The 22,372-nt window shown below is 47.6% G+C and carries 18 protein-coding genes and 3 tRNA genes; 15 read left to right on the top strand and 6 right to left on the bottom strand.

Translation table 11 applies throughout. The features are described 5' to 3' along the window. Positions 1-25: 25 nt before the first annotated feature. The gene (locus tag BLS03_RS08855; RefSeq protein WP_093272517.1) at positions 26-391 is read right to left on the bottom strand and encodes a VC1380 family protein; all 366 of its coding nucleotides are present in this window, start codon (positions 389-391) and stop codon (positions 26-28) included. Between the two features lie 551 nt (positions 392-942). On the opposite strand from BLS03_RS08855, the gene BLS03_RS08860 reads away from it, so the two are divergent. The 8 genes from BLS03_RS08860 to ihfA all read left to right on the top strand — a co-directional run bounded on the left by BLS03_RS08860 (position 943) and on the right by ihfA (position 11,461). Then, positions 943-3,390 carry a DmsA/YnfE/YnfF family dimethyl sulfoxide reductase gene (locus BLS03_RS08860; RefSeq protein ID WP_093272422.1) on the top strand — a complete coding sequence of 816 codons (2,448 nt, stop codon included), beginning with the start codon at positions 943-945 and terminating at the stop codon, positions 3,388-3,390. Continuing rightward, on the top strand, positions 3,390-4,016 hold the full coding sequence (locus tag BLS03_RS08865) for a DMSO/selenate family reductase complex B subunit (RefSeq protein ID WP_176765559.1): 627 nt from the start codon (positions 3,390-3,392) through the stop codon (positions 4,014-4,016). Before BLS03_RS08860 ends, BLS03_RS08865 begins: the two co-directional genes overlap by 1 nt. Then, positions 4,016-4,864, top strand: coding sequence for a dimethyl sulfoxide reductase anchor subunit family protein (locus tag BLS03_RS08870; RefSeq protein WP_093272427.1), 849 nt, complete (start codon positions 4,016-4,018; stop codon positions 4,862-4,864). Before BLS03_RS08865 ends, BLS03_RS08870 begins: the two co-directional genes overlap by 1 nt. Before the next feature lie 48 nt (positions 4,865-4,912). Then, on the top strand, positions 4,913-5,530 hold the full coding sequence (locus BLS03_RS08875; RefSeq protein ID WP_093272429.1) for a TorD/DmsD family molecular chaperone: 618 nt from the start codon (positions 4,913-4,915) through the stop codon (positions 5,528-5,530). Further along, positions 5,514-6,014: a 4Fe-4S dicluster domain-containing protein gene (locus BLS03_RS08880; protein ID WP_093272431.1), complete on the top strand. Its 501-nt coding sequence runs from the start codon at positions 5,514-5,516 to the stop codon at positions 6,012-6,014. The genes BLS03_RS08875 and BLS03_RS08880 overlap by 17 nt, the downstream gene beginning before the upstream one ends. A gap of 148 nt (positions 6,015-6,162) precedes the next feature. After that, positions 6,163-10,086, top strand: coding sequence for an ATP-dependent RNA helicase HrpA (hrpA, locus tag BLS03_RS08885; RefSeq protein ID WP_093272434.1), 3,924 nt, complete (start codon positions 6,163-6,165; stop codon positions 10,084-10,086). 97 nt (positions 10,087-10,183) lie between these two features. Then, positions 10,184-10,684 carry a porin family protein gene (locus BLS03_RS08890; protein WP_093272436.1) on the top strand — a complete coding sequence of 167 codons (501 nt, stop codon included), beginning with the start codon at positions 10,184-10,186 and terminating at the stop codon, positions 10,682-10,684. Between the two features lie 480 nt (positions 10,685-11,164). Beyond that, positions 11,165-11,461, top strand: coding sequence for an integration host factor subunit alpha (gene ihfA / locus BLS03_RS08900; protein ID WP_093272440.1), 297 nt, complete (start codon positions 11,165-11,167; stop codon positions 11,459-11,461). Between the two features lie 92 nt (positions 11,462-11,553). Here the strand turns inward: ihfA and BLS03_RS08905 are convergent, their stop codons facing one another. Next, the gene (locus tag BLS03_RS08905) at positions 11,554-11,874 is read right to left on the bottom strand and encodes an HI1450 family dsDNA-mimic protein (protein ID WP_093272443.1); all 321 of its coding nucleotides are present in this window, start codon (positions 11,872-11,874) and stop codon (positions 11,554-11,556) included. Between the two features lie 2 nt (positions 11,875-11,876). Then, entirely contained in the window at positions 11,877-12,443 is a 567-nt protein-coding gene (yeiP, locus tag BLS03_RS08910; RefSeq protein ID WP_093272446.1) for an elongation factor P-like protein YeiP, read from the bottom strand. A 137-nt stretch (positions 12,444-12,580) separates the two neighbouring features. Between yeiP and BLS03_RS08915 the strand changes: the two genes are divergently transcribed. Beyond that, positions 12,581-13,351 carry a nucleotidyltransferase domain-containing protein gene (locus BLS03_RS08915; RefSeq protein WP_093272450.1) on the top strand — a complete coding sequence of 257 codons (771 nt, stop codon included), beginning with the start codon at positions 12,581-12,583 and terminating at the stop codon, positions 13,349-13,351. 3 nt (positions 13,352-13,354) lie between these two features. On the opposite strand, the gene BLS03_RS08920 is transcribed toward BLS03_RS08915, so the two are convergent. From BLS03_RS08920 to BLS03_RS08930, 3 genes are all read right to left on the bottom strand, one after another. Next, the gene (locus tag BLS03_RS08920) at positions 13,355-15,739 is read right to left on the bottom strand and encodes a DNA polymerase II (RefSeq protein ID WP_093272453.1); all 2,385 of its coding nucleotides are present in this window, start codon (positions 15,737-15,739) and stop codon (positions 13,355-13,357) included. Positions 15,740-15,827: 88 nt separating this feature from the next. Next, entirely contained in the window at positions 15,828-17,678 is a 1,851-nt protein-coding gene (locus tag BLS03_RS08925; RefSeq protein WP_093272456.1) for an Lnb N-terminal periplasmic domain-containing protein, read from the bottom strand. Between the two features lie 102 nt (positions 17,679-17,780). Next, a complete protein-coding gene (locus BLS03_RS08930) occupies positions 17,781-18,263 on the bottom strand; it encodes a DUF3015 family protein (RefSeq protein ID WP_093272459.1) in 483 nt (160 codons plus the stop codon). A 359-nt stretch (positions 18,264-18,622) separates the two neighbouring features. Between BLS03_RS08930 and uvrY the strand changes: the two genes are divergently transcribed. The 6 genes from uvrY to BLS03_RS08960 all read left to right on the top strand — a co-directional run bounded on the left by uvrY (position 18,623) and on the right by BLS03_RS08960 (position 22,365). Next, positions 18,623-19,267 carry a UvrY/SirA/GacA family response regulator transcription factor gene (gene uvrY / locus BLS03_RS08935; protein ID WP_093272462.1) on the top strand — a complete coding sequence of 215 codons (645 nt, stop codon included), beginning with the start codon at positions 18,623-18,625 and terminating at the stop codon, positions 19,265-19,267. Further along, positions 19,267-21,099: an excinuclease ABC subunit UvrC gene (gene uvrC / locus BLS03_RS08940; RefSeq protein WP_093272465.1), complete on the top strand. Its 1,833-nt coding sequence runs from the start codon at positions 19,267-19,269 to the stop codon at positions 21,097-21,099. The genes uvrY and uvrC overlap by 1 nt, the downstream gene beginning before the upstream one ends. A 78-nt stretch (positions 21,100-21,177) precedes the next feature. Continuing rightward, positions 21,178-21,735, top strand: a complete 558-nt coding sequence (gene pgsA, locus BLS03_RS08945; protein WP_093272467.1) for a CDP-diacylglycerol--glycerol-3-phosphate 3-phosphatidyltransferase — start codon at positions 21,178-21,180, stop codon at positions 21,733-21,735. 283 nt (positions 21,736-22,018) lie between these two features. Further along, positions 22,019-22,092, top strand: a tRNA-Cys gene (locus BLS03_RS08950). A gap of 20 nt (positions 22,093-22,112) precedes the next feature. Continuing rightward, a tRNA-Gly gene (locus BLS03_RS08955) sits at positions 22,113-22,188 on the top strand. A 90-nt stretch (positions 22,189-22,278) separates the two neighbouring features. Further along, a tRNA-Leu gene (locus tag BLS03_RS08960) sits at positions 22,279-22,365 on the top strand. Positions 22,366-22,372: the final 7 nt, after the last annotated feature.

Genomic DNA, 22,372 nt, shown 5'->3' on the forward strand with positions numbered 1-22,372 from the left:
AAATATAGTCGCGCTTTGGGCATTGCTAACGACCTTGGGAAATATAGGTCGGAATGGTGGGCTCTTCTAAAATCTCAATCACTTCCGAACTTGACAGCTCGTGGCCCATTAGAAACAGTGCCAACATTGCGTCCGCTTTGGACTTGGTGTCGGAGTGCTCATCAAGGATCTGCTCAAAGCGACGGCGAATCATTTTGACTTCGTGTTCAACAAATCCACGGCCTTCTTCTTCACCTTCCGAATCTTGCGGTGCATTGTCAAACTTTAGAAACAGCAGGTCACCAGTGACATGAGCGGCAATCAATTGTTCCGGTAACCATTCGTCACCAGTGACGACATCGGGGTCGGTACCGAGCGATGCCAGAAGATTGTTTAATTCAGATGCTTTCACTATTGCTCGCAGTTTTACGGGATCTCTACCTATTGTAACGGCGTTTTTGTCTAAAAGATAAATTTGCGGCCAGGATTTTTTGAAGCGAAGACGCGACTTTGCGCTTTGATAAGCGTTAGCCAGTGATGGGCACATAAAGACTCTTTACCGCAAAAATTGGTTTCAATATCCGCTATTGCGAGCTTTAAATTACATTTTAAAATACCCAAGATAATTGAAAGAATATTATTTAGAACCATGCAACGGTTGATAATAATTATTATTTAATCGTGTCTCAAAATAAATACCAAAATTAGATTGTTGGATTTGGCCGATATTCATTGATTCTAATCAATAAGGGGTAGCAAGCCCGAAGATACGCTCTTCGCGTGGTACATCAAGGGTTTTACGCGGTTATGGTTTTCTACCAATTTTCATTATTTCCCATCGAAATAAAAACGTTTTAATCAAACATAGCTGTATTTTTCTTCTTCGAAGTGTTCACCGAAATATTTCAATTTCATTCCGATGTATGTGCCTGTTATTTTTCAAATAATTATTAGGAATTCACCATGAGTACTGATGGTAAGTATAATATTAGCCGTCGTGACGCGCTAAAAGGTGGCTCGGCTTTAGGCGCGCTCGCTGTCGCTGGCGGTGCCATTTCACTGCCGTTTTCAACCAAGGTTGCGGCCAAAGAAACCCCAGTTAAAGCCGATGAGAAAATTGTTTGGTCGGCTTGTACTGTTAACTGTGGATCACGCTGTCCGCTGCGCATGCATGTTGTCGACGGAGAAATCAAATGGGTGGAAACCGATAACACTGGTGACGATGTGTTTAACCATGGTCACCAAGTGCGTGCATGTTTGCGCGGTCGTTCGATGCGCCGCCGTGTGTATGCACCAGATCGTCTTAAATACCCGCTTAAACGTGTCGGAAAACGCGGTGAAGGGAAATTTAAACGCATCAGCTGGGATGAAGCTTTTGATTTAATTGGTGATAATCTAAAACGTATCATTAAAGATTACGGTAACGATGCCGTCTACCTTAACTACGGGACCGGTACACTGGGTGGCACGGTCACTAAAAGTTGGGCACCAAGCCAGACACTGGTTGCGCGCTTAATGAATTTGTGTGGCGGGTATCTGAATCACTACGGTGACTATTCTGCTGCCAACATCGAATGTATGTCGGAATATTTCTACGGCACTTGGGTGGATAACAACTCGATTGACGATGTGCAAAACGCCGATCTGTGTTTGATGTTTGGTAATAACCCAGCCGAAACTCGCATGTCAGGTGGCGGCCAGGTGCATAACTTTGTTGATGGTAAGAACATCAGCAAAACCCGTACTATCTGTATCGACCCGCGTTATACCGATACCGCCGCAGGGCGTGAAGATCAGTGGATCCCCATTAAACACGGCACCGATGCGGCGCTGGTGGCGGCGATTGCCCACGTGTTGATCAGCGAAGACAAAGTCGACCAAGATTTTCTAGACCGTTACTGCGTCGGTTATGATCGCAGCACCATGCCCGCATCGGCGCCGAAAAACGCCAGCTATAAAGATTATATCTTAGGCACTGGCGCTGATGGCACGCCGAAAACGCCGCAGTGGGCGCAGCCGATCACCGGCATTCCCGCTGACGTGATTACCAAGTTGGCGCGTGACATCGGCGCGGCTAAACGTATTTACATTACTCAAGGATGGGGTTTGCAGCGCTCGGCAAACGGCGAGCAGGCATGTAAAGCGATCATGATGTTATCGCTACTGCGCGGTCAAGTGGGGCTGCAAGGCGGTGGTACTGGTGCGCGTGAAGGTGATCACTCTTACCCGTTCGTGCGTTTCCCAACTCTAAGTAACCCGGTTAGTGCTTCGATTCCGATGTTCTTGTGGACGGACGCGATTTTCCGCGGCACGGACATGACTGCCACCACTGATGGCGTAAAAGGCATTGAACGCCTTAATAACAACATCAAATTCATCTGGAACTATGCCGGTAACTGTTTGATTAATCAGCACTCTGATATCAACCGTACCCATGAAATTCTGCAAGACGAAAAAGCCTGTGAAATGATTGTGGTGATTGATAACCACATGACGGCATCGGCCAAATACGCCGACATCGTATTGCCAGACTGTACGACGTCAGAGCAGTCAGACTTTTGTATGGATGGTTCAGCCGGTTCTATGCCGTATTTCATTTTTGCTAGCCAAGCGATTGAACCGCGTTTTGAGTGCAAACCTATCTACGAGATGCTTTCTGGCGTGGCTAAGCGTTTAGGTGTGTTTGACGAGTTTACCGAAGGTCGCACGCAAGAAGAGTGGTTGCAGTGGATGTACGCTGAAACCGTCAAACAGAATCAAGACCCAGACCTGCCATCTTATGATGCGATGCGCGAGCAGGGCATTTTCAAAAAGCAACATGACCGTCCTTATGTCGCTTTTGAAGCGTTTCGCCGTGACCCGATTGCCAATCCTCTGCCGTCGCCGTCAGGCAAAATCGAAATTTATTCGCAGGAGTTGGCGCGCATTGCCAAAGAGTGGGAGCTTGATGAAGACGAAGCCATCACACCGCTACCGGAATATGTTTCAACCTTTAATGGCTGGGATTCCCCAGAGCGTAAAGAATTCCCACTGCAATTAACCGGTTTTCACTATAAAGCCCGCGCCCACTCAACCTACGGCAACGTTGATGTGCTTAAAGCGGCCGCGCCGCAGGAGCTGTGGATCAACCCAATTGATGCCAATCCGCGTGATATCGCCAATGGTGATTTGGTCAGCGTGCGCAGCAAACATGGTGAAATGAATGTACGCGTCAAAGTGACGCCGCGCATCATGCCGGGCGTAACCGGCCTTGGTGAAGGCGCCTGGTATTCGCCAAACAGCAAAGGCGTTGACCAAGCGGGTTCAATCAACGTGTTGACGACTCAGCGTCCAAGCCCGTTGGCGAAATCTAATCCAAGCCATACCAACTTAGTTGAAGTGACTCTAATCAAGAAAATGGGAGCGGAATAATGAGCGCCAAGCAGTACGGTTTTTACATTGATTCGAGCAAATGTACAGGCTGCAAAACGTGTCAGCTTTCGTGTAAAGACAACAAAGATCTCGGCATCGACCGCAACTTTCGCCGCGTGTATGAATATGTCGGCGGGAACTGGACAGAGCAAGACGGCGCGTATCGTCAAAACGTGTTTGCGTACTATTTGTCGATCGCCTGTAACCATTGCTCAAACCCAGCGTGTACCAAAGTGTGTCCGTCTGGCGCTATGCACAAGCGCGAGCAAGATGGCTTAGTGGTGGTGAACGAAGAGATGTGTATCGGTTGTAAAACCTGCCATATGGCATGTCCGTATGGCGCGCCGCAATACAGCGAAGAAAAAGGCCACATGACGAAATGTGATGGCTGTTTTGAGCGCGTCGGTGAAGGCTTAATGCCGATTTGTGTCGACAGTTGTCCACTGCGCGCGATTGAGTTTGGCCCAATCGATGAGTTACGTGCTAAATACGGCAACAACGCGGACGTGGCGCCACTGCCAGATTCGCGCCTAACCAGCCCGAATCTTATCGTTAAGCTCAATCCCAATGCTAGACCAACCGGCGATCGCAGCGGATTTCTGCAAAATCCAAGAGAGGTGAAGTAATGTTTTATGAATTGCCATTAGTCGCCTTTACGGTATTGGCGCAAACTGCGGTCGGCGCGCACTTAACCTTCAACGCTTATGAAGCGTTGGTTGGCCGTGATGGTTCAGTGCTGGTGCGCCGTAACTTAATTCGCTTCATCATTTTGTGTGTGATGGGCGTTGGCTTTCTGTTTTCAACCACCCACCTTGGTAGCCCGCTGCGTGCGTTTAATGCATTTAATCGTGTTGGGGGAGCGGCGCTGTCGAACGAGATTCTCACTGGCGCGAGTTTCCTGACGTTTGCGGGTTTGTACTGGTTGATGTCAGTGCTGAATTTGGCTTCAACCGGCGTGCGCCAAATTTTTAATCTTATCTCTATCGTTGTCGGCGTGGTGTTTATGTTTGCGATGGCAAACGTGTATTACATCGATACCGTGCCCGCTTGGCATAGCGTTTATACCGGGATTGAGTTTGCGTTTACGGTGCTGACTTTAGGCGTGATGTTCGGTTTTGGCCTTATCACTATCTTTGCTCAGCCAAGTGCCAAAGCTAACCGAATCTTTATTTGGCTTGCAATCTCACTTGTTGCCTTGCATTTAGCCTTGATCACTATGCAAACTCTATACTATGTAAACCTATCCACCGCGATTCAAACGGGGCTTGAGCACGTCAATGCGTTGTCCGGGTTTATCATTGCTCGTGTGCTACTTATGGTGCTCGCGATTGTGCTGTGGTTAGGGGCGCTGTTGTGTCCGCGTCTTGGGGTTAAAAAGGCAGGTTTAGTGTTTGCTTTCATCGCCTTAGCGGTTGCGGAACTACTTGGCCGTAATGTTTTCTATGGAATGCACTTTACGTCTGGCTTGTATTAATGAAAATGACGCGGCGCTTTGCGCGCTGCGTCTTGTTTTGGAGTTGCCATGACATTTGCCCAATTAAATGAGCAAGATACTCAAGTGCTACTTAAGCTCTGTGGTGCTTTGTTTTACTACCATCCCAATCAATATCAGTCTGCTGGCCTCAGCAGTATTTTTTCCAATGAACAAAATCTTACCTTGATGCCGGTTGCGACCATGCTGAGCGAGTTTCGCACGGCCGATCTTGAAGCGTTAGCGTTGGAATATGACCGCCTGTTTTGCGGTGTCGAAGAGATGATTGCGCCGCCTTGGGGCTCGGCATATTTGGATAAAGAAGCCGTGCTGTTTGGCGATTCGACCGTTGCCTACCGCCACTTTTTAGACCGTTGCGGTTTTGAGCTCAATTCCGAGCAAAAAGAGCCGGAAGACCACCTTGGTTTAATGTTGATGGTTTTGAGTATGCTGGTGGCACATCAGCAACCACAGCAAGCCAAAGAGTTACTTGAGCAACATATGTTGACTTGGAGTGGTTATTTCCTCAATCGTTTTCACACCGCGACCCAGTCGCCAGCGTTTTTAGCATTGGCCGATGTCACCGAACTGCTGCTGCAAGAGTTGTGCGTGCGGTTTGAAGCCAAGCCTCTGACGAAGAAAGATTACTGGCATGTCACACAATCATAAAGTGGATGTCAGCAAACGGCGGCTGTTTCGCTCGTTAGCCAAGCCTGCCGTTGGCGAGGCAGTGACGCCAAGAACGGCAGGGCGTCCACCTTATGCGGTGGACGAAGCCCTGTTTGTGCGCGAGTGCGATGGCTGCGCGTTATGCGTCACGGCGTGCGAAAAGGGGCTCATCAGTATCGAAAATCAGCTTGCGAGCCTAGATGTCAGTTACAGCGCATGCGATCAATGTGGCGCCTGCCAAAACGTCTGTCCAACTTTGGCTCTGGCAAACCCAGCGGGAAAAACCGGTCTTTGCGCCAGCGTTGCAAATAGCTGTGAAAACCTAATCGGTTACTGCGACAGCTGTGAACAGGCCTGTCCCCATGGCTTTTTAACTTGGCAGACCAGTGGTAAACCTGTCATCAATGTCCAAGGGTGTCTGGGCTGCGGCGCATGTGCGCGCGAATGTTATACCCAAACCATTACCCTGCGGGTTGTCGGCTGAAGACCAGATGATTTGATTTCATAGCGATGAACAGCCAATAACAGCTTCAAATGTCGCGGATTTATTTACTTTATCAAGCGATCACATGACAAAACGGCTGTGGTACAATTCGCCCAGTTTTATGTTATGAATTGAAATAGGAAACGCTTTGACTTCGTCACAGCCGAATAAATCATCTCAAGTCAGCGCCAGTGCCAACAGTGCCGGAGCGCTTCGTAAAGCCCTCAACGATTGCATGCTCAAAGACCGTTTTCGTCTGAGCAAACGTATTTCCGGGGCGAGCAAAATTAGAAACGCCGAATCACGCAATGCGGTGTTTGACGAGATCGCGCTGGAGATTGCGCGATCAATGGCTCAAGCCGAGCAACGCGGGTTAGCCAAACCCACCATCGATTACCCAGAACTGCTCCCTGTCAGCCAGAAAAAAGACGATATCGCTGAGGCGATCGCCAATCATCAAGTGGTGATTGTGGCGGGTGAAACGGGTTCAGGGAAAACCACTCAGCTACCGAAAATATGCGCCGAACTTGGCCGCGGTCGTTTTGGATTAATCGGTCACACTCAGCCACGCCGTTTGGCGGCGCGTTCTGTGGCGAATCGTATCGCCGAAGAGATGCAAACCGCGCTCGGTGAATTCGTCGGTTATAAAGTGCGTTTTAACGACCAAATTTCTGACAACACCCAAATCAAATTAATGACCGACGGTATTTTGCTGGCGGAGATTCAACACGACCGATTCCTTAATCAGTACGACACCATTATTATCGATGAAGCGCACGAGCGCAGTTTGAACATCGATTTTATTCTCGGCTATCTGAAAGAGTTGTTGCCAAAGCGTCCGGATCTCAAAGTCATTATTACTTCGGCGACTATTGACCCAGAGCGTTTTTCCAAACACTTTAACAATGCGCCGATCATTGAAGTGTCGGGTCGAACTTATCCGGTGGAAACACGTTATCGTCCGCTTGCGGGTGAAGATGAAAACGATCGTGACCAGCTTGATGGCATTTTTGATGCGGTGGATGAGCTGTGCGATGAAGGGCTTGGCGACATTCTGATCTTTATGAACGGCGAACGTGAAATTCGCGATACCGCCGATGCGCTCAGCAAACGCAACCTCAAAGGTACCGAAATTGTGCCTTTGTACGCCCGTTTGTCTGCGGGTGAGCAGAACAAGATTTTCCAACCTCACGCTGGGCGACGTATTGTATTGGCAACCAACGTTGCAGAAACCTCGCTGACCGTACCGGGCATCAAATATGTGATTGATCCGGGTACGGCACGTATCAGCCGATACAGTTACCGCACGAAAGTGCAGCGGTTGCCGATCGAGCCAATTTCTCAAGCTAGCGCCAACCAGCGTAAAGGCCGTTGTGGTCGTGTCGAAGAGGGGATCTGTATTCGCCTCTATTCAGAACAAGATTTTCTCTCTCGTCCTGAGTTTACCGACCCTGAAATTCTGCGTACCAACTTAGCGTCGGTTATTTTGCAGATGACGGCGCTTGGGCTTGGCGATATTCAGGCGTTTCCGTTCGTTGAAGCGCCGGATAAGCGCAACATTCAAGATGGGGTGCGTCTGCTTGAAGAGCTTGGTGCGATTAACGAAAAAGCCAGTGATGCGAAAAAACGCCTGACCGCGACGGGTCGCCAGCTGGCGCGTTTGCCAATTGACCCACGTTTAGCGCGTATGGTGCTTGAAGCGGCAAAACTCGGCTGTCTGAAAGAAGTGATGATCATTGCGTCGGCGTTATCGATTCAAGACCCGCGCGAGCGTCCAAGTGACAAGCAGCAATCATCAGATGATAAACATCGCCGTTTTGCGCATGAAGACTCTGATTTTTTGACGTTGGTGAACCTGTGGGATTATGTACAGACACAGCAAAAAGCGTTGTCGAGCAATCAATTCCGCCGTCAATGTAAGCAAGATTACCTGAACTATTTGCGACTGCGCGAATGGCAAGATGTGTATTTCCAGCTTCATCAAGCGATGCGCGATATGGAGTTCAAGCTCAATCAAGAGCCGGCCAATTATCAAAGCGTGCATAGCGCTATTTTGGTTGGTTTGCTGTCACACATTGGTGTTAAAGACCAAGAGAAGAGCGAATATCAAGGCGCGCGTAACGCACGTTTTCATATTTTCCCTGCTTCGGGACAGTTTAAAAAGCAACCGAAATGGATCATGTCGGCTGAGCTGGTGGAAACGTCGAAACTGTGGGGGCGAATTATCGCCAAGATCCAACCGGAATGGGTTGAACCGCTGGCTAAACACCTGATAAAACGTACTTACAGCGAACCGCATTGGTCGAAGAAACGTGCGGCGGTGATGGCGTATGAAAAAGTCACCCTTTACGGAATTCCAATTGTCCCTAAGCGCTTGGTGAACTACGGCAATATTGATGCGGTGGTCAGCCGCGAGATTTTTGTGCGCAGCGCCTTGGTGGAAGGTGAGTGGGAAACCAAACACGCGTTCTTTAAACAAAATCGTCGTTTGCTTAAAGAGGTCGAAGAGCTTGAACACAAATCGCGTCGCCGAGATATTCTGGTCGATGATGATGATCTGTTTGATTTTTATGACCAGCGAGTCGGCACGGAAGTGGTGTCAGGGCGTCATTTTGATACTTGGTGGAAAGCCACATCCAAGCACACGCCAGAACTGCTCAATTTCGAAAAAGAGATGCTGTTTAAAGGCGATGCCAGCCATATTACCGATCTCGATTATCCAAACTTTTGGCATCAAAACGGGTTGAAGCTCAAGCTGAGCTATCAATTTGAACCAGGTGATGATAGTGACGGTGTCACGGTTCATCTGCCGCTGCCGATCTTAAACCAAGTGGAACCAGCGGGTTTTGACTGGCAGATCCCAGGTCTGCGTCATGAGCTGGTAGTGAGCTTAATCAAATCGTTACCTAAAACGCTGCGCAAAAACTTTGTACCGGCACCGAACTACGCTGATGCTTTTCTTGGCCGAGTTACGCCAATGGATATGCCGCTGCTTGATGCTCTGGAAAAAGAGTTACGTCGCATGAGCGGGGTTGAAATACTGCGTGAAGATTGGAACTTCGAACAAGTGCCAGAGCACTTAAAAGTAACCTTCCGCGCGGTTGACCATCGCAACCGTAAGCTTAAAGAAAACAAAGATCTGTTTGAGCTTAAAGAGAGTCTTAAAGATCAAGTTCAAGAAACCTTATCGAAAGTCGCCGATGATGATATCGAGCAGCAAGACTTGCACACTTGGAGTTTTGGTGAGTTGCCAAGAGTGTATCAGCAGAAACGTGGTGGCTATGAGGTCAAGGCATTTCCTGCGCTGGTCGACAATAAAGACAGCGTTGAAATCAAACTGTTTGAAACCGAGCAAGAGCAGCAAGCGGTGATGCGTGAAGGCCAGCGCCGTCTGGTGCTCCTGAATGTACCATCGCCAATTAAATATCTGCATGCCAATTTGCCGAATAAATCCAAGCTGGGTTTGTATTTCAACCCGTATGGCAAAGTGATGGATCTGATTGATGACTGCATCGCTTGCGGCGTCGATAAGCTGATTGAGCAACACGGCGGCTTGGTGTGGGAGCCTGAGCAGTTTGAGCAGCTCAAAGAATTCGTGCGCGGCGAGCTTGGCGATACTGTGGTTGAGATTGCCAAACAAGTTGAAACGATTTTGACGACGGCCTTTAACATCAACAAAAAGCTGAAAGGTAAGGTCGATTTCACCATGGCGTTTGCACTCTCTGACATCAAAGCCCAGATAGAGGGATTGATTTTTAAGGGATTTGCGACCGAATGTGGCTGGCAACGTCTGCCAGATATTCTACGCTATATGAAGGCGATCGAACGTCGTATGGAAAAACTGCCGATCGATCCAAACAAAGACCGTTTACACATGTTAAAAGTCGATGCGGTTAGACAAGACTATAAAGAACTACTTGGAAAGATTCCCAAAGGAGTGGCGATTCCAGATGCGGTAAAGGAGATTCGCTGGATGATCGAAGAGCTGCGGGTGAGTTTCTTTGCTCAGCAACTTGGTACACCTTATCCGGTATCAGACAAGCGAGTCAAAAATGCCATTGACGCATGCTAACGTTACGGTATGCATTTTGCTTAATCTTAAAACGAGAACTTAATGACGAGAACTTGGCAAAGGTTTGCCGCTTGCTCGCCCACTAGAGAAGACGATTATGAAAAAAACACTTCTAGCACTTGCGCTGATTGGTGCCTCAGCTTCAGCTTCAGCAGACTCATGGATTTATGGCAGTGCCAGTGTCGGTCAAGCGACGTTGAACGGTGAATCTTCCACTTCGTACAATATTCATGTCGGTACCGGTATTTTGCCGTTCATCGGCTTGGAAGCGGGCCTACAAAACTATGGCGATTTTGATAACGTCCGCTACGATGGCGCGGTTCGTGATCTTAAAGGTACTTCTTACTATGTAGCGGCAAAACCAAGCCTAGATTTTGGTCCTCTGCATGTGTATGCCAAAGCGGGTCTTCATGCTTACACGCTTGAATCTCAGCACAACGATGGCTACAAAGAAGATGACATTGGCATTATGTACGGTGTTGGTGCAGAGTATTTTATGGCAGGACCAATCTCGGTAGGCGCTTCTTATAACGTTTACTCCTTTAAGGAAGATGATGCTGAAAACTTCTCTTTGAACGCAACATTCCACTTCCTATAAGCGTTATCCCTACAAAATCACTACGATGTTAATAAGGCCAGCAATTTGCTGGCCTTAATTATTGGTCAGTTAGCCACGCGCAGAGCTTTGTTTGCAATGCGAGCCAATGTTACAAGTGTGGGTTTACCGTGAAGTCGTTCGATATAAGCATCTGATTTTATTAAGAATCATCAGTAACGATAAATTTACAAAACTCTGTAATTTGGTTTTTTATTCTTTATTTCTATTTGTTAATGGTTTTATTAACTGGTTTTTGGTCAAACCGTTAAGCAAAGTTACCGTAATATCTTGAATTTGCCATTTCCTATGTCGTTGTTTTATCAGATTAATGTCATATTGCACATTAAAAAAGTTGGCGAAAATCATAAGCTTGGCATACACTTTCCATGTTAATGCCGATATGTTGTTGATTGGCTAAGCGAAATGCTTTGGCGCTGTCATTTGGACAGCTATGTTTAACACAGCTTTGAGGGAAGTTTTATGGCGCTCACAAAGGCCGAATTGGCTGAAAACCTGTTTGAAAAGCTTGGATACAGTAAACGGGATGCCAAGGAAACGGTTGAAGCGTTTTTCGAAGAAGTTCGTAAGGCGCTTGAAAGTGGCGAGCAGGTAAAACTGTCTGGTTTTGGTAACTTTGATTTACGGGACAAAAATGAACGTCCAGGTCGAAATCCAAAAACAGGTGAAGATATTCCAATTTCAGCTCGACGAGTAGTCACTTTCCGTCCGGGACAAAAATTAAAAGCCCGCGTAGAGAATATCAAGGTTGATAAGTAACCTGTTCACATCAGCTCACGCATCCCCAGCATCAACGTGTGATGTCTAATTGTAGAGAAGGTCTGGCAGTTGCCAGACCTTCGTCTTTTTCTTTAGTCTCTTTTCCACAGCATGTGGCAGAACTTATGTTCCGGATCACGACTGATCAGCATCCTTGCGAACACATCATCTAACTCATCATTCTCTTCGTTGACAAGACCGATGCGAACTTCAGCATAGAGCTCTTTATCGACATCAAAGCCAACGTGGGATGCCCAATCGTCACCCGTTTCGACAATCTCTGCCGCGCCGCGATCATCAAATTGAGCGGTGAACAACATCACATCCACAGGTTCTAAGTTATCCGGCGCCATTTCGAGAAAAATATCGTAGGCGGCTTCGATGACATCATCGTAAGAAATTACATCTGTCATGATTAAGCTCGGTTCATGTATTTACGTTCTGTTGTGTTTATCACAATTCGGTCGCCGGTTGCAATGTATTCAGGAACTTGAACGGTTAGACCAGTGCTAAAGCGTGCTGGCTTAGTACGGGCAGAAGCTGAAGCGCCTTTGATGGACGGGTCAGTCTCTTCAATCACCATTTCAACCGATGAAGGTAGGTCAAGACCCACTGCTTCGCCGTTGATCAATACCACTTGCAGGCCTTGAATGTCTTCAGTGATGAACAGCAATTCGTCAGCGATTTCGTCTTGTTTGAAAGTGAATTGTGAGTAATCTTCGTTATCCATAAAGATGTACTCATCACCGTCAACGTATGAGAACGAGACGTTGCGCTTGTTCATTTCGACTGTTTCAACGACATCATCAGATTTGTAACGCTCGTCAGAACGAACACCTGTTGCCACATCAGTACAACGTAGCTTGTAAATTTTCGCTCCGCCACGTCCACCAGGGGTGGTGATTTCGATATCTTTAATTAACAGCGTTTTGCCATTTGATTCGATTGCAAAACCTTTTTTAAGTTCGCTTGCCTTTGGCATGACGGTTTCCTTTGTAAAGTGTCAATGTCGGCGCGCATTATAGCAATTCAACCGCGATAGGGAATCTCTTCTTGATTCATCTTAATCTCTGAGAGAACATTAAAGGACGTTCAATAAAAACAAACAGTTTGCTAGATATGATCCTCTCAACCATCGATTCGAAACAACCTTTTCAGCCCGAATATGTTCCGGTGATTCGAGAGCTTATCCATTTTCTAAAAAATGGCTTAGGAAAGAATCTTCACAGCTTGTATCTCTACGGCAGTGTAGCGCGTAAAACGGCGGTGCCGGGCCGTTCTGGCGTCGATATTGTGGTGGTGACCCATCGCGGCTTTGAAGATCAACGTGCAACCTTGGTCAATACCATTAAATGGCGCTTTCAAAAAGCCTACCCATACGTCAAAACGCTATCGTTTAAAACCGCTCTGGTTGGGGATGTTGCAAGCCTTGATAGTATTTTTTCATGGGGATTCTTGCTCAGACACTGCTCGGTGTGTGTACATGGTGAAAACTTGCAAGAGTGCTTTGGCGATTTTGAGCCAAGCTGGGAGATTGCCAAACACTGGAATAACGACCTTGAAGATTGGCTAGCGGTGTATCGCCATCGTATTGGCCGCGCGGATAAGCCAGAGGCGCAAATCAGCGCCCAAAAAGTGATTGCCAAAAAGCTGCTTCGCGCCAGTTATTCGTTAGTGATTCCACAAGACAAAAACTGGTTTGACGACCCGGTTGACTGTGGACGCCAGTTTCTAAAATATCACCCCGAGAAACAGCTTGAGGTAGAGCGCCTTGGTATGTTGTTGCAGCTTGAACGTGCGGTGCCAAAACGTTCGGTGGTCGGTTTGCTCGACAGTTACGGTGATTGGCTACTTAAGCAGTACAAACGCACCGAATTTAAAATCGGTTGAGTTCTAGAACAGCCCCAATTGTGGCTCGCTTAACTGGCGAAAATCCAAACCAATAAACGGCAAAATGGCTTCTGCAACTGGCTTGAGCTGTTTATCGATGTAATGTTGATAATCGATAGGGCTTTGTAAATACTCTTTGGGCTCTGGGCCATTTAAGGTGATCAGATATTCGATTCTGGCGCGATTTTGGTATTGCAATGGTCGACCTAGTTGCGCGTTGATCTCATCGGCCATACGCGCAGCGCGCACTTGAGGCGGAATGTTTTTCTGATACTCGTGTAGGCGGCGGCGTAAGCGCTTTTGGTACACCAACTCATCATCAAATTGGCCTGCCAAGGTTTGCTCGACGAGTTCGCGTACATACTGAGACGGGTCTTGGTCGTGAAACACCATGTGATAGAGCTGCTGTTGAAATCGCTGCGCAAGTGGCGTCCAGTCGGTGCGTGCACTTTCCAAACCTTTAAAGACAATTTTTTCCTCACCTTGGTCATTGCAAACCAGCCCTGCATAACGTTTCTTTGACCCGGTTTCCGCGCCGCGAATTGTCGGCATCAAAAACTTGTGATAGTGGGTTTCGTACTCAATCTCCAGCATCGAGGTCAAGTGATACTGCTGTTTGAGATGTTCGCTCCACCACTGGTTAATGTGCAACACCAACTGCTGACCAATACTATCAGCCTGCGGTTTGGAGTAGCTGCCGCCAAGCGAGACAAAGGTTGAGTCCGTATCGCCATAGATCACTTGATAACCGCGCGCCTCAATCAACTCTTTGGTCTTTTTCATGATCTCGTGGCCGCGCATGGTAATACTGGAAGCTAGGCGAGTATCAAAGAAGCGGCAACCTGATGAGCCGAGTACGCCGTAGAACGAGTTCATAATGATCTTGATGGCCTGAGAAAACGCTTGTTCATTTCGTTGCTTTGCAACGTCGCGCGCGGCCCATAACTCTTCAATCATCTTTGGTAGGAAGTGCTGAGTGCGATGAAACTGTCCGCCGCGAAAACCCGCCACTGCTTGGTCATCATTGACGCCAATCTCCAGTTTTAACCCTTCAATCAGTCCCATAGGATCGATTAAAAACGAGCGAATAATGGAAGGGTAGAGGCTTTTGAAATCGAGCACCAACACCGAATCGTAAAGATTAGGAATCGAGTCCATGACGTAGCCGCCTGGGCTCGCCAGCCAATTTTCTGGGTGCAAGTTGGGCGCAGCGTAACCCGCGCGGTGAATTTGCGGCAGATAAAGATTGGTAAATGACGCCACTGAGCCGCCCACTCGGTCAAGCTCAACACCGGTTAATTTTGAGCGTTCAATGGCGAAGTCAAGCAAGTGAGTATGGGCAAAGATGCGATTGACCAGCACGCAATCTTGCAAGTTGTATTTCGCCAGTGACGGTTTGTCATGGCGATACATGTGATTAATTTCTGCCATGCGGTCATGGACGTTATGAATTTGTTTGCCTTCACCAAGAAGTTGTTGCGACACCGACTCTAGTGACCATGAGCGAAAATGATAGGTCGCGGTTTTAAGGGTATCGATACCATCCATCACCACGCGCCCGGGAATGGTAATAAAGGCCTGTTGAGTCTGCTTGGAGGCGCGAAAGAACATCGCTTGATTCGCTCTGCCAAGGCGCAGCTTGATTTGATGAAACTCGGCGCGTTTATTGAGCAAGCGAAAATCAAAGTCGATAACATTCCAGCCAATGATGACATCCGGGTCAAACTCGTCAAACCAAGCGACCAGCGCGTCCAGCAGTTGACGTTCGTTATCGACCCACTGAATAGGCGTTTCACATGGCTGTGGTTCGCCAATCATAATCACTCGACTGTCTTTAGGGCTGTCTAATCCAGCAGAGTAGAGCACGCCTTTTTCAGAGCATTCCAAATCCAGCGAAACCACATGCAAGTTGGGCGCATATTCGCCTTGGCGGCATTTGGCTGCTTCGACTTTGACATAGGGCGCTGTGCGTGTGATGTTGCCTGTAAATTCAATTGCGCCGCGAATAAATCGTTCCATCAAGTAGCGGTCGGCCAAACGAATATCGTCTTCTAATACCAAGATCTCAGCTTGTTTTAGCTGGCTGGCAAGTGTTTGGGCATCACGAATGGTAGCGCAGTAGCAGGCGATGAGCGCTATTTGATCGAAACTTTTTAACGCCACGGGCTTAAATTCTGCCGTGATATTGACTAAATCGGCTTGCTGCTTGGCAGACTCTAAACTCGATTCAGCGATAAAAAACACCGGCTTTTCACCGTGAATCAGTAATTGGCAAGGACCTTGATGACTGGCAACCCACAGCTCGATTTGGGTCGTGTTGTTGACGTCACGAGCTTGACGAGTAAGGACAAAACCAGGATGAATGTGCGATTGGGTGGTTGTGGTCATCAATAAAAATTAAGGCTGCAAAGGCAGCCTTAATAGTAACATTGTTAGCAAAGATTGGGAGCGCTTTAGTTTCGCAATCCACGGGTCATTAATAGTAGAAATAACCCATTACGCGCGCTGACATTTCATAGTCACCCCAATATTGGTAGCGAATTTGGGAGCGAATTCCCCAGTCACGCGCAAACGAAAATTGCCATTCCCCTTTGAGTTCGGCGTGTTGGCTGGCATCGCTGTTCAATAACGCATAATACTGGCCTTGAATACCGAGGCGGTTTTGTTTGCCCACTTGCAAGAAAGCGCCAGCTTCTGCACCAATACCCGTGGAAATGTGGTCATCAGTCAGTTCGCCGCTGCTAAACTCAGCACCAAATAAGGTGTAGGTGTGGAGCGTTCTGGCATCGCCCCACGCTTTACCATAGCCACCTAACGCAAATCCGCGACCTTCCATCTCATTGCGGTTTGGTTGGCGATCAAAGCCAGCGCGAATGTTCCATGCCCAGCTATCAAATACCTTGTTGCTTGGTGCAAGCGCCATGGCATCGACCAGATACAATCTGTCTAATCGAACATGGCTGTCTTCGACACTCACTTGGGTATCGACGAAACTGATTTGCGCGCCAGGAATAAAGCCGTCTTGCGAGTCGAGCAGATCATGGTATGAGCCACGCCATTCAAAAATAGTCTGGTCGCTGGCGTCTTTATTTACCTGATAGCCGATACCCGCACGCGACGAACCGTGGCCTTTTTCTGGAGAAATCTCTGGAATAGGCACCGGAGTAAATGGCGATGATACGCTGATTTTGCTGCGTTCTTTTAATAGCGCAGTAAGCTGCTTGGCGGTGGGCTCGCGCTCTAGAACGTCATCGTAAAACTCGTAATTTAACCATTCGTAGGCGAATTCTAAAATGGCCGCACGCTCTGATGGTGTGAAGGTATCGCTACTTGGGTAGAAACCTTGCTTGGCGCGCTTGGCCGCTTCGTACATTGCCGGATCCAGCTCCTCAACTTGATGGAGCAAGCGAGTACCAAAAGCGGCGCGGTATTTAGGCGTGTCCAACAATCCAGCGTCGGCCAGTGCGCCAACTGTGTCTGACGGAATGGCTTCAACCGGGAATTTGTCCACTAAAGCAAGATCATCACGTGCGAGCTGAATTAACGCCAGCAGTTGGTATGAACAGTTTTCATCAAAGAAATAGTAATCAAATTCTGCGTGCTGCATTTCCCACAAGTGCAGCAATACGCGATGCACTTCATCGGCGGTCAAATTGAGTTTGTATTCCCAAATATCACGCGACTCCATATCGTTGTATTCACGAACTTTGCGGTAGTAGGGCATCACAGTAAAGCGGCCTGGATAGCTGCCGAAAATGCCTTTCAGTGCATACAGCGCGGCGTTGTCTTCGCCGTTTGGCTCGGCGGCAAAGTTAATCGCAAACGCGACCAACTCTTTATTGCGAGTTTGGTCTTTGGCATCGACACGAAGTAGGGTATGGCCAAACATCGACGATGGGTTGTTCATAAATGCGGTTGGAAATACCAGCGTCATACCAGCAGGGTCGATGACTTGTTCCCATTTATCCAGTTCAGGGCAGTGCAGTTTGGCAGTGCGACCAAGTTGCGATTCCAGCCATGTGTAACGTGCTGGAAATTTACAGCGCATCTCTTGAGTTTGCTGCGCGTTGGCGTTGTATAACGCGTTGATGGTCGCTCTCAGTTCGGATTTAGGGTTGGTTTTCCCATCCGGAGCGAGAAAAAATTCTGGGGAATCGACGGTGCTCTTGTAATCGGTTCGCAGCGCAGGGAGATAATGACCCAGTTTCAGCCAATACGGCTGATAAGAGAGTGAGGCAGCATCTAAGGTTTGTGATGAAAAACAGAAAGGTGAAAAACACAGCCCGGTTGCGATAGAAAGCGTTTGAATAGTTTTTGACAGCTTCATTGATGTCCGTTCTAGTGAAGTAGCGATGGGGGAAGAGCGTAATCTTAATGCGGTAAGTCGAGAAAGTAAGAGTGCCCATCATGGGCACTCTTGGAAGTCTGATTAGATTGCGTAACCAGATAGAGTTGCGTCTTGAGCAACTAGACCGTTTAGGTTCGCAAATACTTCTTTAGAAGTTACGTTTTCAGAGTTGAAAACTTTCGCAAAGTTACCTTGAGCAAGTTTAGCGAAGTTCGCTTTATCTTGACCTTGGATGCCCCAAACTTCAGACAGTGTAGCAAGAGTCTCGCCTTCACCTTTTGCCATGTCACGAGCTAGGTTGTCTAGGTTACCGTCGATGAACATCGCAAGTTTTTCAGATGAAGTGATAGTACCTGTACCGTCACAGCCAAGAGTACCGAAAGTGATACCGAAAGTTTGGTTACCTGACGTGCCGTTGGTAGTTGCAGCAAGAACTTTAAATACTTTGCCTTCTTTACCAGCGAAGACCATAGAACCTAGACCACAACCAATATCTTCATCAGCCATTGCAACGTTTGAAAGACCAAAAGTAGCAAGCGCAGCCACTGCTAGAAGCTTTTTCATAAGAAATCCTTATTAATTATTAGAGCCCATTACCTGGGTTAAACATTTATGACAGCAATACTTTCTCTCGCTGACATATTATTGGTAGATGATTAAGTAATGTCTTTCAACTATTTGATGGTAGAAAATCGGGTTTATTGTTCAGAGTGAGAGCATTGTTCAAAGCGTAAAAATGGATAATGACAATATTCTCAGTAAAGAGGTTGACCTTAGTTCTAAAAATTACTTCTTGCCAAAGTTTGCGATTCAGCACATATTCACTCTAAGCATATTTGCGAATTTGAGTTAAAATGGCCAACCATGCTGTTATCCATCACCTGGTGGGTGCAGAGCCAATTGATTAGTGTGGAGATACAAGTTTGATTAGTGTTTTCCTTGTAGATGATCACGAGCTGGTTCGCACAGGGATACGACGTATTATTGAAGACGTCCGTGGAATGAACGTAGCAGGGGAAGCTGACAGCGGTGAAGACGCATTAAAGTGGTGTCGCAGTAATCATGCTGACGTCATTTTGATGGACATGAATATGCCTGGAATCGGTGGCTTGGAAGCGACCAAAAAGATTCTTCGGCACAATCCCGACGTGAAAATCATCGTATTAACGGTTCATACCGAAAATCCATTTCCGACCAAAGTTATGCAGGCTGGCGCTTCTGGCTACCTGACAAAAGGCGCAGGTCCCGATGAAATGGTCAACGCTATTCGCGTTGTAAATAGCGGCCAGCGTTATATCTCGCCTGAGATCGCTCAGCAAATGGCGTTGAGCCAATTTTCGCCAGCATCAGAGAACCCGTTTGCGGATCTTTCTGAACGTGAGCTGCAGATCATGATGATGATCACCAAAGGGCAAAAAGTAACGGATATTTCCGAGCAGTTGAATTTGAGCCCTAAAACGGTCAACAGCTACCGTTATCGACTTTTTGCTAAGTTAGACATTAATGGCGATGTCGAGCTTACCCATTTGGCAATTCGCCACGGCATGCTTGATACCGAAACCCTATAGTGACTTCTCAATTTGATTCCGCTTCTTTCCTAAAAACAGTAACCAATCAACCCGGCGTGTACCGAATGTATAACGCCGGGTCTGATGTTATTTACGTCGGAAAAGCCAAAGATTTAAAAAAACGTCTCTCCAGCTATTTTCGCAAGAAAATTGACAGTGAAAAGACGCGCGCGTTGGTCACTCATATTGCCAAAATCGATGTCACGGTAACCCATACCGAGACCGAAGCGCTGATCCTTGAACATAACTACATCAAGCAGTATTTGCCGAAATACAACGTATTGCTGCGTGATGACAAATCGTATCCTTATATCTTTATCAGCGGTCATCGCCACCCACGTTTGTCGATGCATCGCGGCGCGAAAAAGCGCAAAGGGGAGTATTTTGGCCCGTATCCAGATTCTGGCGCGGTGCGTGAAACCCTGCATCTGATTCAAAAAATCTTCCCCGTTCGTCAGTGTGAAGACAGTGTTTACAGCAATCGAACTCGACCGTGTTTGATGTACCAGATTGGTCGCTGCGCTGCGCCGTGTGTCAAAAATACCGTCACGGATCAGGAATACGACGAACTCGTGGGTTTAGTACGGCTGTTTTTGCAAGGCAAAGACAAGCAAGTGCTGGAACTGCTGGTCGAAAAAATGGAACACGCTAGCCAGTCACTCAAGTTTGAAGATGCGGCGAAGTTTCGCGACCAGATTCAAGCCATCAGACGTGTGCAAGAGCAGCAATTCGTCTCCGAAGACAGTATGGAAGATATGGATGTACTGGGCTTTGCCCAAGAATCCGGCGTCGCTTGCATTCACACCCTGATGATTCGCCAAGGGAAAGTGCTGGGCAGTCGCAGCCATTTTCCAAAAATTCCCGCCAATACCACTCAAGAAGAGGTGTTTACCAGTTTCTTTAGCCAATATTATTTAGGGCACAATGAAGCGCGTACCATACCGTCGCGAATCATACTTAACCCTAATTTATTGGCAGATAGCCAAGCGCTGCAGGAAGCGCTTGGTCAACTTGCTGGGCGGAAAGTGCAATTTAATGTCAACCCAACGGGCACGCGCGGTCGTTACTTGAAGCTGTCAAATACCAATGCGCTTTCAGCGATTACGGCGAAAATTAATCATAAAATGACGATTTCTCAACGTTTTAAAGCGCTTTGTGAAGTCTTGGCGATCGACAACATCGCGCGTATGGAGTGTTTTGACATCTCCCACACCATGGGGGAAAGCACCATTGCTTCGTGTGTGGTGTTTGGCGTCGAAGGGCCGATCAAGCAAGAATATCGCCGTTATAATATCACCGGCATTACCGGTGGTGACGATTATGCCGCGATGGGACAGGTACTGGAGCGTCGCTATTCGAAACAGCTCGATGTTGAGAAAATTCCTGATGTGATTTTCATTGATGGTGGTAAAGGCCAGCTTAATCGTGCCCATGAAATCATCAGTCGCTACTGGGATGAATGGCCGAAAAGGCCGCAACTGCTTGGCATTGCCAAAGGCGTTACGCGTAAACCCGGGCTAGAAACCCTAATTACCACCAGTGGCGATGAATTTAACTTACCGAGTGATGCGCCTGCGCTGCATTTGATGCAGCATATTCGCGATGAAAGCCATAACCATGCGATAGCAGGCCACCGTGCGAAACGGGGCAAAACGCGTCGCACTAGTACGCTGGAAGGTATTGAAGGCATCGGGCCTAAACGTCGCCAGTCACTGCTGAAATACATGGGCGGTTTGCAGGAACTGCAACGTGCGACTGTGGATGAAATCGCCAAAGTACCTGGTATTAGCAAGGCTTTAGCAGAAAACATTCATCAGGCATTGAAACAATAGCTAAAATACCGCACCATATAGCCACTGTTTGCAAGCGGTGAGCAGGTTGTATACGCAAACGATAAGAGCCTGAAAAATATGCGTTTTAACATTCCAAACATTTTGTCTTTACTGAGACTTTTTCTTATTCCAGTCTTTGTAGTGGTATTTTATTTACCTTACTCTTGGGCGCCATTTGCTGCAGCTATGGTGTTTTGGGTAGCAGGGTTTACTGACTGGTTAGACGGGATGTTAGCCCGCAAACTGGGGCAAACTTCGCGTTTTGGTGCGTTTATCGACCCAGTGGCGGATAAAGTATTAGTCGCGACCGCACTGATTTTGATAACCGAGCACTATCATTCGATTTGGGTCACCATTCCAGCGGCGACTATGATTGCCCGCGAAATCATCATTTCAGCGCTTCGTGAATGGATGGCGGAAATTGGCAAGCGTGCCAGTGTGGCGGTTTCTTGGATCGGCAAAGTGAAAACCTTGACGCAAATGTTCGCGCTGTGGGTACTGATTTGGCGCTACGATGAGTGGATGATTTGGCTTGGCTACCTGTCACTTTATATTGCAACCGTACTTACCTACTGGTCGATGGCACAGTACCTCAAAGCCGCTAAAGGCGATTTATTGAGTGAAGAGCACCAATAAATATTGAACATCAGAAAAGCGGGCATCAGCCCGTTTTTTATGCATGAAGAAAACCGATTGATATCCAGTCGGTTTTTTTGTTTTTGTCACTGTAAGAAACCGCGGGGTATCTTGCTGAAATACGCAGAAAAGTTGTTAGAAAATAATCAATTTACGGCTTTTTGCGCGGAAATTAGACAAACGATTTAAAAATTTAAAATTAGTGTTGACTCATGGGGGCGAATCCGTAGAATGCTTTTCCGTACCCAGGGGGAGCCAACCAAAACTTCTTCTGTGACAATAAGGCGCCTTGGCAGAGTGGCTATGCAGCGGATTGCAAATCCGTGGACCTCGGTTCGACTCCGGGAGGCGCCTCCATTCTCTCTTAGAGAATATATGCGACACTAGCTCAGTTGGTAGAGCGCAACCTTGCCAAGGTTGAGGTCACGAGTTCGAACCTCGTGTGTCGCTCCAAATTTCGAAGTTAGAATTATTTCTTGCTTCTCACAGTTTGCCGATATCACTGATATCGAAGATGGTGTCTCCATCGCAACAAGTTTGCGTGCCCTGGTGGTGGAATTGGTAGACACAAGGGATTTAAAATCCCTCGGCGTTCGCGCTGTGCCGGTTCAAGTCCGGCCCGGGGCACCATCTCAAA

This window comes from Vibrio xiamenensis, assembly GCF_900100015.1.
In the GTDB taxonomy this organism is placed as follows: Bacteria; Pseudomonadota; Gammaproteobacteria; order Enterobacterales; family Vibrionaceae; genus Vibrio; species Vibrio xiamenensis.

Excerpts from the sequence above, each read along its gene's own strand:
- ihfA (WP_093272440.1), top strand. The coding sequence starts at position 11,165 with ATGGCGCTCACAAAGGCCGAATTGGCTGAAAACCTGTTTGAAAAGCTT.
- BLS03_RS08890 (WP_093272436.1), top strand. The coding sequence starts at position 10,184 with ATGAAAAAAACACTTCTAGCACTTGCGCTGATTGGTGCCTCAGCTTCA.
- BLS03_RS08865 (WP_176765559.1), top strand. The coding sequence starts at position 3,390 with ATGAGCGCCAAGCAGTACGGTTTTTACATTGATTCGAGCAAATGTACA.
- yeiP (WP_093272446.1), bottom strand. The coding sequence starts at position 12,443 with ATGCCAAAGGCAAGCGAACTTAAAAAAGGTTTTGCAATCGAATCAAAT.
- BLS03_RS08915 (WP_093272450.1), top strand. The coding sequence starts at position 12,581 with ATGATCCTCTCAACCATCGATTCGAAACAACCTTTTCAGCCCGAATAT.
- BLS03_RS08880 (WP_093272431.1), top strand. The coding sequence starts at position 5,514 with ATGTCACACAATCATAAAGTGGATGTCAGCAAACGGCGGCTGTTTCGC.
- BLS03_RS08905 (WP_093272443.1), bottom strand. The coding sequence starts at position 11,874 with ATGACAGATGTAATTTCTTACGATGATGTCATCGAAGCCGCCTACGAT.
- BLS03_RS08920 (WP_093272453.1), bottom strand. The coding sequence starts at position 15,739 with ATGACCACAACCACCCAATCGCACATTCATCCTGGTTTTGTCCTTACT.
- BLS03_RS08860 (WP_093272422.1), top strand. The coding sequence starts at position 943 with ATGAGTACTGATGGTAAGTATAATATTAGCCGTCGTGACGCGCTAAAA.
- BLS03_RS08875 (WP_093272429.1), top strand. The coding sequence starts at position 4,913 with ATGACATTTGCCCAATTAAATGAGCAAGATACTCAAGTGCTACTTAAG.
- BLS03_RS08870 (WP_093272427.1), top strand. The coding sequence starts at position 4,016 with ATGTTTTATGAATTGCCATTAGTCGCCTTTACGGTATTGGCGCAAACT.
- pgsA (WP_093272467.1), top strand. The coding sequence starts at position 21,178 with ATGCGTTTTAACATTCCAAACATTTTGTCTTTACTGAGACTTTTTCTT.
- BLS03_RS08925 (WP_093272456.1), bottom strand. The coding sequence starts at position 17,678 with ATGAAGCTGTCAAAAACTATTCAAACGCTTTCTATCGCAACCGGGCTG.
- BLS03_RS08930 (WP_093272459.1), bottom strand. The coding sequence starts at position 18,263 with ATGAAAAAGCTTCTAGCAGTGGCTGCGCTTGCTACTTTTGGTCTTTCA.